At 63.6% G+C, this 15400-nt stretch carries 13 protein-coding genes and 1 pseudogene; 5 read left to right on the top strand and 9 right to left on the bottom strand.

Annotated elements, in window-relative coordinates; genetic code table 11:
• From QM701_RS15315 to QM701_RS15330, 4 genes are read right to left on the bottom strand one after another with little or no spacing between them, the layout of a single operon-like run.
• The gene (locus tag QM701_RS15315; protein WP_415167890.1) at positions 1 to 1638 is read right to left on the bottom strand and encodes an N-acyl-D-amino-acid deacylase family protein; all 1638 of its coding nucleotides are present in this window, start codon (positions 1636 to 1638) and stop codon (positions 1 to 3) included.
• Between the two features lie 35 nt (positions 1639 to 1673).
• Positions 1674 to 2855: a YgeY family selenium metabolism-linked hydrolase gene (locus tag QM701_RS15320; RefSeq protein ID WP_415167891.1), complete on the bottom strand. Its 1182-nt coding sequence runs from the start codon at positions 2853 to 2855 to the stop codon at positions 1674 to 1676.
• 40 nt (positions 2856 to 2895) lie between these two features.
• Entirely contained in the window at positions 2896 to 4146 is a 1251-nt protein-coding gene (gene dpaL / locus QM701_RS15325) for a diaminopropionate ammonia-lyase (protein WP_415167892.1), read from the bottom strand.
• Positions 4147 to 4398 carry a hypothetical protein gene (locus QM701_RS15330; protein ID WP_415167893.1) on the bottom strand — a complete coding sequence of 84 codons (252 nt, stop codon included), beginning with the start codon at positions 4396 to 4398 and terminating at the stop codon, positions 4147 to 4149.
• Positions 4399 to 4513: 115 nt separating this feature from the next.
• Between QM701_RS15330 and QM701_RS15335 the strand changes: the two genes are divergently transcribed.
• Positions 4514 to 6328 (top strand): sigma-54 interaction domain-containing protein, encoded by a 1815-nt coding sequence (locus QM701_RS15335; protein WP_415167894.1) that lies wholly within the window; start codon positions 4514 to 4516, stop codon positions 6326 to 6328.
• A 117-nt stretch (positions 6329 to 6445) separates the two neighbouring features.
• On the opposite strand, the gene QM701_RS15340 is transcribed toward QM701_RS15335, so the two are convergent.
• Positions 6446 to 6970 (bottom strand): methylglyoxal synthase, encoded by a 525-nt coding sequence (locus QM701_RS15340; protein WP_415167895.1) that lies wholly within the window; start codon positions 6968 to 6970, stop codon positions 6446 to 6448.
• Positions 6971 to 7137: 167 nt separating this feature from the next.
• On the opposite strand from QM701_RS15340, the gene pbpC reads away from it, so the two are divergent.
• From pbpC to QM701_RS15360, 4 genes and pseudogenes are all read left to right on the top strand, one after another.
• The gene (gene pbpC / locus QM701_RS15345; RefSeq protein ID WP_415167896.1) at positions 7138 to 9465 is read left to right on the top strand and encodes a penicillin-binding protein 1C; all 2328 of its coding nucleotides are present in this window, start codon (positions 7138 to 7140) and stop codon (positions 9463 to 9465) included.
• A 143-nt stretch (positions 9466 to 9608) separates the two neighbouring features.
• Positions 9609 to 9806: a hypothetical protein gene (locus QM701_RS15350; RefSeq protein ID WP_415167897.1), complete on the top strand. Its 198-nt coding sequence runs from the start codon at positions 9609 to 9611 to the stop codon at positions 9804 to 9806.
• Positions 9794 to 10787 (top strand): annotated as a pseudogene (locus QM701_RS15355) (virulence RhuM family protein). The gene QM701_RS15350 and the pseudogene QM701_RS15355 overlap by 13 nt, the downstream one beginning before the upstream one ends.
• A 129-nt stretch (positions 10788 to 10916) precedes the next feature.
• The gene (locus tag QM701_RS15360) at positions 10917 to 11855 is read left to right on the top strand and encodes a DUF5655 domain-containing protein (protein WP_415167898.1); all 939 of its coding nucleotides are present in this window, start codon (positions 10917 to 10919) and stop codon (positions 11853 to 11855) included.
• Positions 11856 to 11968: 113 nt separating this feature from the next.
• On the opposite strand, the gene QM701_RS15365 is transcribed toward QM701_RS15360, so the two are convergent.
• From QM701_RS15365 to QM701_RS15380, 4 genes are all read right to left on the bottom strand, one after another.
• Positions 11969 to 13768: a glutamine--tRNA ligase/YqeY domain fusion protein gene (locus QM701_RS15365; RefSeq protein ID WP_415167899.1), complete on the bottom strand. Its 1800-nt coding sequence runs from the start codon at positions 13766 to 13768 to the stop codon at positions 11969 to 11971.
• 83 nt (positions 13769 to 13851) lie between these two features.
• Positions 13852 to 14169, bottom strand: coding sequence for an MliC family protein (locus QM701_RS15370; RefSeq protein ID WP_415167900.1), 318 nt, complete (start codon positions 14167 to 14169; stop codon positions 13852 to 13854).
• Between the two features lie 21 nt (positions 14170 to 14190).
• Complete coding sequence (locus QM701_RS15375; RefSeq protein ID WP_415167901.1) at positions 14191 to 14862, bottom strand: HAD family hydrolase; 672 nt, start codon at positions 14860 to 14862, stop codon at positions 14191 to 14193.
• Positions 14863 to 14880: 18 nt separating this feature from the next.
• Positions 14881 to 15378 carry a DUF1648 domain-containing protein gene (locus QM701_RS15380; protein WP_415167902.1) on the bottom strand — a complete coding sequence of 166 codons (498 nt, stop codon included), beginning with the start codon at positions 15376 to 15378 and terminating at the stop codon, positions 14881 to 14883.
• Positions 15379 to 15400 lie beyond the last annotated feature (22 nt).

Consider the following 15400-nt stretch of genomic DNA (forward strand, 5'->3'; position numbering starts at 1 on the left):
TCAATAGGGCTTTCTGAGAACGACGCCGCTGCGTGCATGGCTTTCGATGCCATTCACCAGCGCAAAGGCACCGTTGACCATGACCGCATCGATGCCCTCCGGATACTGATTCGGGTCGACGAACGTGCCCTTGTCGACGACCGCCTCCGGATCGATGACGACGATGTCGGCCGCGTATCCCGCCTTGAGCAGGCCGCGGTCCGGCAGCCCCATCACCGAGGCGGGTTTGCCGGTCATCTTGCGGATGGCCTCCTCCCAGCTCAGGCGTTTTTCTTCGCGTACGTATTTGCCGAGCACGCGCGGGAAGGCGCCGAACACGCGCGGGTGCGGTTTGCCTTTGCCCATCAGGCCATCGGTACAGACGTTCTGCTCGGGACGGCAGAGGAATTTGATGATGTGTTCCTCCGTGCCGTAGAAGTCGACCATGCCCACGGCGTTCTCTTCTTCATACAGGAGATCGAAGGTGGCGTTGTAAGGGTCCTTGCCGCGCATCTCGCCCAGTTGCACCAGGTTTTTGCCGACGGCGTCGAGGTTCTTGTCGGTCTTGACGCTGGTGACGAAAATCTGGTCCAGCCCGGCAAAGTCGATGAAGTTGTCCCATCCGGGGATGCCCGTCTCGATATCCTTGATCATCTTCTTGCGCAGTTCCGGATCGGCCAGGCGCTCCAGCAGCTTGTCGGTGCCGCCGGCGTGCACCCACGGCGGCAGAATCACGCCCAGCATGGTGCTGCCCGCGACATAAGGATACTGGTCGAAGGAAACGCGAATGCCGCTCTTCTGGGCGTCCTCCAGCATGCCCAGCATCTTGTCGATCAAGCCCCAGTTCTTTTTGCCGCAGACCTTCATGTGCGAGATGTGCAGCCATACGCCGGATTGCCGCGCAATGTCGATCAACTCCTGGGTCGAGGTGATGATATCGTCGGCTTCGCTGCGCTGATGGACGACGAAAATTCCCTCATGCCTGGCGGTCACCTTGCACAGCTCCACCATCTCGTACGTGTCGCCAAACGCGCAGGGCATATAGATCAGGCCGGTGGACAGGCCGTAGGCGCCGGCCTTGAGTTCCCTTTCGAGAATGGCGCACATGCGCGCCACTTCTTCCTCCGTCGCTTTCCTTCCATCGAGCCCCATGGCCTCCATGCGCACATTGCCGTGCGGCACGAGATAGGCCAGATTGGTGGCCGGCCGATGACTTGCGAGCAATTCGAGGTAGCCGGCGGTATCGCGATATTTCCAGTCGATTTTGTCCGTATCGCCATCCAGTCCGGCAATGTTCTTGCGCCAGGCGGGAATGTAGGCTTCCGGCAGCGGCGCCAGGGCGACGCCATCCTGTCCCAGCAATTCGGTCGTGATGCCCTGGCGGATCTTGGCGGATTGGGCCGGATCGACGATGGCGGCGAGGTCCGAATGGGTGTGCGTGTCGATAAAGCCCGGACAAACGATCTTGCCGGTGGCGTCGTAGACCTGCTCGCCGGAGCCGGCGCCGAATGTGCCGATATCGACGATGCGTCCTTCGTCGACCAGGACGTCGGCGATGAAACCCGGATTGCCCGTACCATCGATGACTTTGCCGTTCTTGATAATGGTCTTCACTTGCTTGCCTCCATGAATGAACTCCCCTGGTGATCCCACGCCCATGCGGCGGGGCGCGGCTGTTCCTGCATGACGGATTCCTATGGGCAAACGCTGCGCATGATTCCGTAATAGCCTGCCGCCGCGCCCGTCAATTGCCCGATTTCGATGTACTCGTCGATGGTGTGCGCCAGGTTCTCGCGCGAGGGGCCGAAGCCGATCGTGCTGATCCCCGCCTCGCCGGCGTAATGGCTGCCGTTGGTGCAGAACGAGTACTGCGTGATCGCCGGTTCCATGCCGGCACCGCGAACACCTGCCAGCGCCAGTTGCACGAACTCATCGTCCTGGTCGAATACCCAGCCGGGGAAGAAACGTTCACCTTCGATCACGGTGCCGGTGTAGCAGTCCTCGCGGCCTCTGGCATACGACACGCTTGCCTTGAAGTCCGCGTCATTCCGCTCCATGTGGCGGACCGCCTGTTCCAGGGGTTCCAGAACCGACTGGCGCGTTTCGCCCACCAGCAGCCTGCGGTCGTACGTCGCCCGGCAATAGTCGGGCACGACCGACGCGCCGGGATAGGGCGATGACTTTATGTCGGTGAGTTCCAGAATCCCTTTCCCGAGGACGGGGTGGCGCGTCGGTTCGATCTCGCGGATACGCTCGATCAGCCGCGACATTTTGTATACGGCATTGATGCCCGCATCCGGGTTGGCCGAATGCGCCGGTTTCCCGAAGGTCTCGACGACGATTTCCGCGCGGCCGCGCTGGCCGATCTTGAGATTCAGCTCCGAGGCCTCGCCTATCACCACATAGTCCGGGCGGTATTTCTCGCTGACCAGACGCGCGGCAACGCCTTCGAAACACTCTTCATGCACCACGCACGCGATGTAGATTTTTCCGGCGAAATCGCGGCGCCTGTCCTGGGCGAAAAAGCCGGCCGCCGTAATCATGGCCGAGACGGCGCCCTTCATGTCGCTCGTTCCGCGCCCGTAAATCCTGCCGTCCACGATGGCTCCGCCCAGCGGGTCCTGCGTCCATTTTTCCGCATCGAACGGCACCATATCGATATGGCCGTCAAAAACGATGGTCTTGCCGGGCCGGCTGCCGACGATTCCTCCGACGATGTTTCCATAATCGTCGACATGGATCTCGTCGAAGCCGTATCGCTTCATGATCTTTTCGATCGTGGCAACTACTTCGCCTTCCTGCCCCGAGTAGCTTCGATGGCGGATCAGGGCCTGGCAGTTTTCAATGAGTTCCTGGTCGCGTTCCTTGCCGAACATGTTCTTGCCTCCTGAATTCAAACGTAATAGGTGATGGTGGTCAGAATTTCCGATAACTGGCGAGTTCTCCGTCCCAGACGATATCCAGATAGCGTTGCGGATCGGTATCGCCCTCCGTGCTGACGACCAGCACGCGCGAATCCTCGCCGAGCCGAAGTCGCTCGCGCGTTTCTTTCATCGCGGGCGATTGCATCAGGATCGAGAGCAGTCCCGGAGTGACCGCGCCCGACTCGCCGGAAGTGATGCGCGTATCGCCCGGCAATGGATTGCCCAGCATGCGCATGCCGCGCGTGGCGACGTAGTCCGGGCACGAGGCAAAGGCATCGGCGTAGTCGCGCAGGATTTTCCATCCGATGACGTTGGCCTCGCCGCAGGCCAGGCCGGCCATGACCGTGGATAGTTCACCGCCGACGGCGAGCGCCTCTCCCCGCTGCGCCATCGCGGAGCGGAACAGGCAGTCGGCCGCCTTGGCCTCGGCCACGATGACTTTGGAGCGGAATGCGCCGTATGCTTCGACGACCATGCCTTGCACGGAACCCGCCAGCGAACCCACGCCGGCCTGGATGAAAATGTGGGTGGGCGGCACCTCGTGCAGCTGTTGTAAGGCCTCCAGCATGATCGTGCCGTAGCCCTGCATGATCCACAGCGGGATCTTTTCGTAGCCTTCCCAGGCGGTGTCCTGCACGACGAGCCAGCCGTGCTTCCTCGCCAGTTCGGCGGTCATGCGCACCGCTTCGTCGTAGTTCATGTCAACGATGGATGCCTCGGCGCCCTCGCCGCGAATGGCGTCGAGGCGCTGTGGCGATGACCCCTTCGGCATGTATACGACGGACTTCTGCCTGAGCTGCCGCGCGGTCCAGGCTACGCCGCGGCCATGGTTGCCGTCCGTCGTGGTGGCGAACGTCACTTCGCCGACGGCCCGCCGGACTTCGTCGCTGGTGATGGTGTCGAACGGCAGATGGCTGATGTCCTCGCCGAGCCGCTCGGCGATATGGCGTGCCATGGCATAGGCGCCGCCCAGAACCTTGAAGGCTTTCAGGCCGAAGCGCTGCGACTCGTCCTTCACGTAGAGATTCCTGATGCCGAGCTTGCGTGACAGATTGGGCAGACTGATCAGCGGCGTGGGCGCATAGCCCGGCATGGAACGGTGAAAATTCAGCGCCTTGCTCAATTCGGCGTGCGTGAACTGCGTCGTGGGTGTCGAAGGCTTATCGTAAAAACGGGCGTTGTTGATGAATAATTGCAAGTCTTCCGGCATTTTTGGCTCCTGATGCATGAGTGTCTGGTTCAACTATGAAATCTGTGACTCTGGCCGTTCATCCATGCGCAAACGTGATGCGCCATTGGCGTTCTCGACGGTCAACAAAAGCAGCGCCAATTTGGCAATGAACTCGCCGGCAGAGCGACACGCCAGACTTGCGACGTATTTGGCAAAATGTGTGCCATGCCCGGCAGCGTTCGTTAAAGCGATGTAAAAACAAACGGTTGAGAAAAACGGCCGAAGGGCGCGCAAGCCGTTCCGTTTCGCTCTCAGGTCGATCAAGGCCTTGTTTTGAGAATAATTTTGATAAATGATAATGTTGTGATAACTTTATATATAACAATTAGTTATGAACAGTTTGTCGGCGGCTTGTTGAGAAATTTGTCGCTGGTGAGAAATGCGGGCGAGCATTCGAAGGGGGAATGATGTGGCGTCGGTTTTAGCCAATATTCAACAGGACATTTGCAAATACGCGGATGCCATTAGCGGGATAACCGGGACCGACGTCGAAATCGTCGATGAGTTTTTGATCCGCGTTGCGGGCAGCGGCGAATATCGCCATTTGCTCAATGTGGATATTTCCGCGCAAGGCTATATCTACCGGCATACCATGTCGTCGAGCAAGACGATTCTGATCGAGAACCCGGGCCAGAGTCCCGTTTGCGCTCATTGCGAAAAACGTTTGTCATGCAGGGAACTGCTCGACCTGTCGGCGCCCATTTTTTTCGCCGGCCGGGTGATCGGCGTGATCGGCATCATCTGCTCGACGCCCGTGCAGCGCGAGGTGCTGCTGGGGCAGATCGAAAAATTCATCAGCTTCATCGAGCAGATTGCCGATCTGATTGCCGGCAAGGTCTATGAATACGTCGAGCGCCAGAGGGCGCAGGAAATGGCGCAGGCCTTCCGCAAGCTGATAGAGGTGATGGACCGGGGCGTGATCGCCGTCGATAAGAATGGCGTGATCTGGCATGCCAACCTGTCCGCCGCCAGGATGCTGGACTGCGAGCGGGGCGTGACGGGGAAAAAGATCTCCGTCGAGATGACGGGGGACGTGGTGTACGAGTCGGAAGAGGCTTTTTTATGCCTCGGCGAGAAACGCCTGCATGCCTTGTGCAAAACGATCAAGCTGTCGTCGCTGGAGGAGAGCGGCATTACCCTGGTCGTTTTCCAGGATGCGCGCGACTTCCTCATACAGAACGGCGATTTGCCCCTCGATGCGCCCGATCCGGTCCGCTTGATCGGGCGCTCGACGAAAATGCAGGCCTTGCGCACCGGCATCGACCGGATCGCCGCCAGCAACGCCAGCGTGCTGATCACGGGGGAAAGCGGTTCGGGCAAGGAGGTGGTGGCGTTCGCCATCCATCAGAACAGCGCGCGCAAGGATGCGCCTTTCGTCTCCATCAATTGCGCGGCGATCCCGGAGCCGTTGCTGGAAAGCGAGTTGTTCGGCTATGTCAAGGGCGCATTCAGCGGCGCCGATCCGAAGGGGCGCATCGGCAAATTCGAACTGGCGCAGGGCGGGTCGATCTTTCTCGACGAAATCGGCGACATGCCCGTGCACCTGCAGGCCAAACTGTTGCGCGTCCTGCAGGAGCGGGTGGTGACGCGCATCGGCTCGAATCAGGTCATCCCGGTCGATGTGCGGGTGATTGCGGCAACCAACAAGAACATCGCCGAGCTGGTGCGGCGCCAGTTGTTTCGCGAAGACCTGTTCTATCGGCTCAACGTGGTACCGCTGTCGCTGCCGCCATTGCGGGAGCGGCGCGAGGATATCGCTGAACTAGCGCAGTATTTTGCGGATGAGTTCTCGGAAATCTATGGCAGCTCCAGGCAGAAGATTCCCGACGACGTGGCCAACGTTCTGTATTTTCATGGATGGCCTGGCAATGTACGCGAGCTGCGCAATGTCGTAGAATACATGTTCGTCATGCGTGGCAGCGCACGAGGATTCAATACCAGCCATTTGCCCCCTGTGCTGATGAGCGAGGCGCCGCGAATAACGGGTGGCGGCGCGATGTCCCCTGAAACGAAAAGGAGCCGTGCGGGGCGGGCAGCGATCAGGAGTGATACGCCGGCTGAAGGGGAGGCCATACGGTTGGCGTTGGCACGTCACGGCTGGGGGCTGCCGGGGAAAAAACAGGCGGCGGCTTCGCTGGAAATGAGCATCGCCACGCTATACCGGAAAATCAAAAAATACGAAATCGAAGAATAGGTTCGTCGAGGTTCATGAAGCCGTGCTCGCAGTTAATACCTGCCCGCGTCGAGCGCGCCGGCCCGCAGGCGCCGGGCGCAGCTTCGCGCCGTGGCGATGGCGCCGGGCGGTCGGGGGCTAGACGGTTTCATCGGACAGATGCTCCTCCTCCCGCTCGACGGTTTTCGGCAGCAGATTGCGACTGCTGTTGGCGAAGCGATTCACGTGCCGTTCGAAGTCCGGAAGGATGCGCTCGTAGCCCTCGTTCATCAAGGGCGACGAGATCATGAAGTCGGCCGTGGCCCGGTTGCACGCCACCGGGATGTTCCAGACGACCGCCAGGCGCAGCAGCGCCTTGACGTCGGGATCGTGCGGCTGCGGCTCCAGCGGGTCCCAGAAGAACAGGATGAAGTCGATCTCGCCTTCGGCGATCTTGGCGCCAATCTGCTGGTCGCCGCCGAGCGGGCCGCTGCGCAGCTTCTCGATCTTGGTGTCGAGCGCGAGTTCGAGCAGCATGCCGGTGGTGCCGGTGGCGCACAGCTCGTGCTGCACCAGCAGGTCGCGGTTGTACCGGGCCCACTCCAGCAAGTCTTTCTTCTTGTTATCGTGGGCCACCAGCGCAATGCGCTTGCGCGCGGTGATGGGGATGGCGTTGGGTTTCATGACATTCCTTTCTTGACGCGTGGATGAAGACCCATCATCCGGAAAAACCCCACGCATGTGCTGTCCATTATTGTGACGCGGTGTAACGCCATGTATTTACGTAATATTTTCTTAATGTTCCGGTTTTTCGGGGTAGACGCGGCGTCATTGCGCGCGGGGAGCGCGGGGTGATCGTCCCCGGGAACGCGGGGCGCTTCGGCTTCGCCGCCCGGCTCCGCCTGTCGGCGGCGGCGCTGCTCGCCCTGTTGCTGCTCGCCGATCTCGTCTTCCCGCCGCCGCTGCCTGCTTCCGCGCCGCACGCGCAGGTCGTGCTGGCGCGCGACGGCACGCCGCTGCGCGCCTTCCCCGACCGCGCGCACATCTGGCGCCATCCGGTGCGGCTGGACGAAGTCTCGCCGCGCTACGTCGAGGCGGTGCTGGCGTACGAGGACCGCGCTTTCCATTGGCATCCCGGCGTCAATCCTTTCGCCCTGGCGCGTGCGGCGTGGCAATGGGCATGGCATGGGCGGATCGTCTCGGGCGGTTCGACGCTGACCATGCAGGTGGCGCGCCTGCTCGAACCGGCGCCGCGCACGCTGGCCGGCAAGCTGCGCCAGATCGCGCGCGCCATGCAGCTGGAGCTGCGTCTGTCCAAGCGCGAGATCCTCGAACTGTATCTGACGTATGCGCCGATGGGCGGCGTGCTCGAAGGCGTCGAGGCGGCCAGCCGGGCGTATTTCGGCAAGCCGTCGCGCTCGCTGTCGCATGCCGAGGCGGCGCTGCTGGCGGTGTTGCCGCAGGCGCCGTCGCTGCTGCGCCCGGACCGTTTTCCCGAGCGCGCGCTGGCCGCGCGCGACAAGGTGCTGGCCCGCCTGGAACCGGTGTGGGGCCGCGCGGCGGTCGCCGACGCGCGGCAGGAACCGGTGATCGCCCAGGCGGTGCGCGAGCCGCTGCTGGCGCCGCTGTTCGCGGAGCGCGCGCGGAAGCTCTTCCCGCAGCGGCAGCGCATCGATACGACGCTCGACGCCGGCGCGCAGGCCAGCGTCGAGCAGCTGATCGCCTCGCGTCTCGCGCTGGTGCCGCCGCGCGTCTCGCTGGCGGCGCTGGTGGTCGACAACGCAACGTTGGAAGTCCGGGCCTACGCCGGGTCGGCCGATTTTGCCGACGACGAGCGTTTCGCCCACGTGGACATGGTGCAGGGCAAGCGTTCGCCGGGCTCGACGCTCAAGCCCTTCCTCTACGGCCTGGCGCTCGACGAGGGGCTGATCCATTCGGAATCGCTGCTGGCCGACGTGCCGCAGTCTTTTTCCGGCTACCAGCCGGGCAACTTCCAGGCCAGTTTCAGCGGTCCGGTGAGCGTCAGCGAGGCCTTGCAGAAGTCGCTCAACGTGCCGGCCGTGGACGTGCTCGACCGGCTCGGCGCGGAGCGCTTCGTCGCGTCGCTGCGGCGGGGCGGGCTGAAGCTGGAGCTGCCGCGCGGCGCGACGCCCAACCTGTCGGTCATCCTGGGCGGCGTGTCGGTGAATCTCGAAGGGCTGGTCGGCGCCTACGCGGCGCTGGCGCGCGGCGGCCTGGCCGGCAAGCCGCGCTATACCGCCGACGCGCCGGTCGAGGAGGCGCGCATGCTCAGCGCGGGCGCCGCGTTCATCGTGCGCGACGTGCTCGAAGCGGGCGGTCCGGTGGCCCGGCTGGTCGACGGCGGCGTGGGCGCGCGCCGCGGCATCGCCTGGAAGACCGGCACCAGCTTCGGCTTCCGCGACGCCTGGGCGGTCGGGGTCAGCGACCGCTACACGGCCGGCGTGTGGGTCGGGCGGCCCGACGGCACGCCGAATCCGGGATTCTTCGGCGCCAACGTCGCGGCGCCGCTGCTCATCGACATCTTCGCGGCGGTCGACGACTCGCGCGCGCCGCAACGCACGCCGCCCGCGAGCGTGACGCAGGCCCGCATCTGCTGGCCGCTCGGCACTCGCGCCGAGGGTCTGCCACCGGCGCTGTGCCACCAGGAGCGCAGCGCGTGGCTGCTCAGCGGCACCGCGCCGCCGACTTTTCCCGACCGCCTGCGCGAGGGCGCAGCGCGCTACACGGATTTCCGCGACGCGGCGACCGGCCAGCGCGTGCGCGCGGTCTGTGCGCCGGGCGCCATGCAGGCCATGGAGATGGCCCGTTGGCCCGCGGCCCTGGAACCGTGGCTCGATGCGGCGACGCGCCGGCGGGCGCTGCCGCCGGCGTGGGCGCCCGCCTGCGCCCGCGCGCAGGCGCCCGAGGCGGGGTTGAAGATCGTCGGCATCGCCGACGGGGAAACGATCGGCCGCGCCGGCAACGGCGCGGTGCCGGTGCTGCGCCTGGAGGCGCGCGGCGGAACGGAGGATATGCTCTGGCTGGTCGACGGCCGGCAGGTTGGCCGCACGTCGGCGGGCCGCGCGCTGGCGCACGCCTTCGCCGAACCGGGGCGCCATGCGATCACGGTGCTCGACGAAGCCGGGCGCTACGACCGGGTGGAGATCAGCGTGCGATGAATTGCCGTATCCAGGGCCTCGCCAGGCCGGCCGTAATCCGGCAGAGAGCAGCCGTGGACAGGTCGTTGCACATTTTTTGGACTACCATCCCTTTTACAGGTGCAAAACCCCCGCGTTCAGTAGTTTCCCCAAAAAGAAGACCAATGAAAAACCTGGAATCTCTCCACCTGCCGGGCGACGCTGCCCAACTCGCGGCCAACCACAACAACGACATTGCCAGCTTGTCGTTCAGGGCGCGCCTGATCATCGAGAAGTTCAAGTTCGGCGAGGAAATCGAAAAACTCGATGAGGCCAACCGTCTGTACCAATTTGTCAGGGAAATCAGCGTATGGGCGAATTGATCCTCTACCGCACCGACGACGGCAAGGCGCAGGTCAAGCTGCGCGTGGAAGACGGCAGTGTCTGGCTCAGCCAGGCAGAAATCGCGGAATTGTTCTCCACCACGGTTCCCAACGCCAACATCCATATCCGCAATATTCTGAAGGAAGGCGAACTGGACGCCAATTCAGTTATTAAGGAATCTTTAATCACTGCCGCCGACGGCAAGCGTTATCGCACCAAGCTCTACCGCCTGGAAATGATCCTGGCGGTCGGCTACCGGGTTAAAAGTGTGCGCGGCACCCAGTTCCGCCAGTGGGCGACGGCCAGCCTCGCCGAATACCTCGTCAAGGGCTTCGTCATGGACGACGAGCGCCTCAAGAATCCCGGTGGCTTGGACTACTTCGACGAACTGCTCGCCCGCATCCGGGAAATTCGGGCCTCGGAAAAGCGCTTCTACCAGAAGGTGCGCGATCTCTTTGCGCTCTCCACCGATTACCGCTCCGACGATGCTGCCGCCCAGCAGTTCTTCGCCGAAGTACAGAACAAGCTGCTCTACGCCGTCACGCAACAGACCGCCGCCGAAATCGTCATCGCGCAGCGACGCCGATGCGCCGAACATGGGCCTTACCACCTGGAGCGGTAGCCGTGTGCGCCGGCAGGATGTGATCGTCGCCAAGAATTACCTAACCGCTGACGAGGTGGATACGCTTAACCGCCTTGTCGTCATTTTCCTCGAGCAGGCCGAACTGCGCGCCCGCGAGCGCAAGCAACTGACGCTCGACTACTGGCGGCAGAACGTCGACCGCCTGCTTGAATTCAACGAGCGCCCGGTGCTGACAGGTGTTGGCCGCCGCTCGGCGGAACAGGCCAGGAGCGTCGCGCAGGAACGCTTTGATCGCTTCGACGTTCTGCGGCGCAGCGCCGAGGCGCTGGCGGCGGACGAGGAGGATTTGCGGACGCTGGAGGCGGTGGAGAAGGAAGTGAAAAGACGAGGGAAATGAGGTATCCCAAGTACTCAAAATACAGTGGTGATCTTGTGCCCAATTGGTTAGGGCAATTGCCAGTACATTGGTCCAATCGCAGATTTCGGTTTGTTGCCGATTCTGCAAATTCTTTGGGGGAATGCGGGCGTGAGCGATATCAAGCTGTTTCGTTATGCCTCGGGCGGTGCGAGCGAACTGGCGGGTAAAGCGGCGGCGATCGAAAAGTCACTGCAAAGCCTGATTGAATCGCAGATGGAAGCCTTTCTCGGTGTTAGCTTTCTGGCGAGCGAGTACAACACGGGTAACAAGCATCGCGGGCGCATCGACTCGCTGGGTCTGGACGAGAACGGCTGCCCGGTGATCGTCGAGTACAAGCGCCACAGCAACGAGAACGTGATCAACCAGGGCTTGTTCTATCTCGACTGGCTGCTCGACCACAAAGCCGATTTCCGGCTGCTGGTGATGGAAAAGCTGGGCAAGAAAGATGCCGACAAGATCGAATGGAGCGGTACGCGGCTATTGTGCATCGCGGCCGACTTCACGCGCTACGACGAGCATGCGGTGGCGCAGATCAACCGCAACATCGAGTTGATTCGCTACAAGCTGTTTGGCGACGATCTACTGTTGTTTGAACTGGTCAACGGCGGCAGCGCGACCGTAACGGAGGCGGTTGAACAGGCGCTCGCAGTTAAACCGCCGAAAGCGCCGGCTGCCTCGACGCTGGCGATGAAGACACATGCCGACCAGATCGCGACAGCCTCTCCGGAATTGCTGGCGCTCTTCGAGCAAACACGCGGGTTCATTCTGGCGCAGGGCGATGACATCATCGAAAAGCCGTTGAAACTCTACGTGGCGTTCCGCCGGTTGAAGAACTTCGTATGCATGTCTCTCATCTCGAAACACGAACCGCATGTCTTCCTGACCTTGAAACTCGACCCCGAGACAGTCGCGCTGGAGCCGGGCTTCACGCGCGACGTGCGCAAGATCGGCCATTGGGGAACCGGCGATCTGGAAGTCGTGCTGCGTACGCCAGCGGATTTCGAGAAGGCGAGAGGACTGATCGAGCGGGCATATCAGGAGAATTGAAGCGCCGCTCGATCCTTCTTGGCATGCTCCGGACGGCCGCCCATATTCTTTCCGAAAAAAATCCCGGCCGTTGCCGGGATCTCTTGGAACACGAGGTTGGCTGATTCCGTGGCTTACTTTCCCGCCTTACCCCACGAATCCTTCAACGTCACTGTCCGGTTGAAGACCGGCGCGCCGTCCCGCGAATCGATGGGATCGGCGACGAAGTAGCCATGCCGCTCGAACTGGAAGCGTTCCTCCGGTTTGGCGTTCTTCAGCGCGGGTTCCAGCTGCGCGGTGATGATCCGGACGCTGTCCGGGTTCAGGTCGTCGAGGAAATCGCGGTCGCCCGAGCCGGGCGCCGGGTTGGCGAACAGGCGGTCATAGAGCCGCACCTCGGCCTGGCAGGCGTGGGCCGCCGACACCCAGTGCAGGTTGCCCTTGACCTTGTAGTTGTCGGCGCCGGGCGTGCCGCTCTTGGAATCGGGCAGGTATTCGCAGTGCACGGCGGTGACCTTGCCGTTCTCGTCCTTGTCGCAGCCGATGCATTTGACGACGAAACCGTAGCGCAGACGGGCCATGTTGCCGGGATAGAGGCGGTGGTAGCCCTTGGGCGGCGTTTCCATGAAGTCCTCGCGCTCGATCCACAGCTCGCGGCCGAAAGGCGTCGCGCGCTTGCCGAGTTCCGGCTTGAGCGGGTGGTTCGGGGCGAAGCACTCCTCGGTCTGGCCTGCCGGGTAGTTGTCGATGACCAGCTTCAGCGGGTCGAGCACGGCGACGCGGCGCTCGGCCGATGCGTTGAGCACCTCGCGCATGCAGTCCTCGAACAGCGTGTAGTCGATCAGCGAGTCGGCCTTGGACACGCCGATGCGCTCGGCGAACAGGTGGAAGCCCTCGGGCGTATAGCCGCGGCGGCGGGCGCCGACGATGGTCGGCATGCGCGGATCGTCCCAGCCGGCGACGTGCTTTTCCTCGACCAGCTGGATGAGCTTGCGCTTGGAGAGCACCACGTAGGTCAGGTTCAGGCGCGAGAACTCGATCTGCTGCGGCAGCGGGCGCTGCAGCAGGCCGCCTTCGGCCAGGCGCTCCAGCAGCCAGTCGTAGAACGGGCGCTGGTCCTCGAACTCCAGCGTGCAGATCGAATGCGTGATGTTTTCCAGCGCGTCCTCGATCGGGTGGGCGAAGGTGTACATCGGGTAGACGCACCAGCGGTTGCCGGTGTTGTGGTGCTCGGCGTGGCGGATGCGGTAGATCGCCGGGTCGCGCAGGTTGATGTTGGGCGAGGCCATGTCGATCCTGGCGCGCAGGATGTGCGCGCCGTCCGGGAACTCGCCGGCCTGCATGCGGCGGAACAGCAGCATGTTCTCTTCCGGGCTGCGCTTGCGGTAGGGCGAATCCTTGCCGGATTCGGTCAGCGTGCCGCGGTTGGCGCGCATCTCGTCGGCGCTCTGGCTGTCGACGTAGGCGTTGCCGGATTCGATCAGGTATTCGGCGCCGGCGACCATCCAGTCGAAATAGTCCGAGGCGTAGTAAAGGTTGTCCTCCTGTTCGTCCTGCCAGGAGAAGCCGAGCCAGCGCACGGCGTCGACGATCGAATCGACGTACTCCTTTTCTTCCTTTTCCGGATTGGTGTCGTCGAAGCGCAGGTGGCAGCGTCCGCCGTAGTCGCGCGCCAGGCCGAAATTCAGGCAGATCGACTTGGCGTGGCCGAAGTGCAAGTAGCCGTTCGGCTCCGGCGGAAAACGGGTGCGGATGCGCGCCGCGTCGAGCGGCCCGGCGATCTGCTGCGGCGCGAGGCCGGGCTTGCCGGACCAGCGACGCTGGGCGTACTTGCCGGCCGCCAGATCGGCGTCGATGATGTTGCGGATGAAGTTGGTGGCCGGCGCGGCGGCAGGGGCGGCGGTCTGCTTGCTGTTTTTGGGCGCGTTGCTCACGGCGGAATCCTTGGTCTTCGAAGCCTTCTATTCTAACCGCAGGGTATCGAACCCGCATCGGGTCTGGCCGATCCGGAGGTTTCCTACGGGGCTTCGCACCTGATCGGCGCCATGCGGCCGATCTCGACGATGATCTCCCGGCCTTTCCCTCTCACGGTGTTCGGGCCGTTGCTGTAGATGAAGCCGGAACCCGACGGCTGTTGCCGCAGTTCGACGCTCCTGCCGTGGCGGAGCAGCACCGCCAACTCGCGCGCGGGGAAAAAGCGCATTTCGACGTGTTCGCCGTTGTCGCAGTGGAAGCGGACACGGGTCATTTCGCTGTCAGCCTGCTTCTGCTGCCCGCCGGCGCAGGCGGCCAGTCCGGCCAGCGAAACCAGAAAGATGAGATTTCCTGTTCTCATGCGCTGCCTCCTTTGCCGGCATCAGCCGTTCAGCGCGGCGCCGAACCAGACGCCCACGTGCGGGATCGCCTCGTCCAGCGAGCGCAGCACGCCGATGCTGCGCCCGGCCAGATCGGCCGTGGGCTGCAGGAGGTCGGGAACCAGCACCAGGCCGGCGCCCGACGCCAGGACGGCTTGCGCTCCGTTGAGGCTGTCCTCGAAGGCGAGGCAGCGTGCCGCCGGCACGCCCAGCCGCGCGGCGGCCAGCCGGTAAACCGCCGGGTCGGGCTTGCCCGACGGAACCTCGTCGCCGCCCGCCGTCGCCTCGAAGTAGTGCAGGACGCCGGCCGCGCCCAGGCGCGCCTCGATCTCGTGTTTCGCCGAGGACGACGCCACGGCGCAGCGGATGCCCTGCCGCTGCAAGGCGTCCAGCAGCGCCTTGGCGCCCGCCTTGAGCGGAAAGCGTTCGGCCGGCGCCTTCCTTTCGAGGAAATTCACCACCTCCAGCCGCGCCGCGCGCGCGGATTCGAGCCCGCCGAAGGCCCGCGCCACGATGGCGTTGGACTGTGTCACATCCCGGCCCACGGTTTCCGCATACGTCGCCTCGGAAAATTCGACGCCCCAGTTTTTGGCGACGCCGATCCACGCCGCCATGATCACCCGTTCGGAATCGATCAGCAGGCCGTCCATGTCGAACAACGCGGCAACATGCATTTTTGCTGTCTCCAAGCGTCAGCGCCGGCGGAACCGGGCGAACAGCACCCAGAGCCACACCGCCAGCGCCAGAAAAAAGACGACCAGCCCGATCGCGATGCCGGCGGACGAAAGCTCCGGCGGCTGCAGCGCGTTGGCCCGGACGACCAGTCCATGGACGTGGCCCAGGAAGAGCGCCAGCGCGGCCGCGAACCATTTGCCGTGCCCGCCGATGAAGGCCAGCGTATCCGCGCGGCGCTCGGGAGCGAGCCAGTAGTCGCGATGGGGAAGGCGCAGGTTCATGCCGTCCCGCCCGGCGACCGCCAGCGGCAGGAAGGCGACGAGCGCGGGGACGCATGCCACCAGGACGAGCGCGAATCCGATGTACGCGCCGCGCGGCATGAAGCCGTCGGCCGCGCCGGAAGCCGAGAAATGCGCCGCGACGACCGGAGGCAGGGCTTGCGAGGAGCGCCAGACGAAGCCCGCCAGGGCGGCGAGCAGCAGGAACAGCGCGACGTCGCCCAAACGAAGTCTCATGGGGCGCCTCGGCGTGGCGGGA

It is taken from the genome of Propionivibrio sp., assembly GCF_047602565.1.
Taxonomy (GTDB): domain Bacteria; phylum Pseudomonadota; class Gammaproteobacteria; order Burkholderiales; family Rhodocyclaceae; genus Propionivibrio.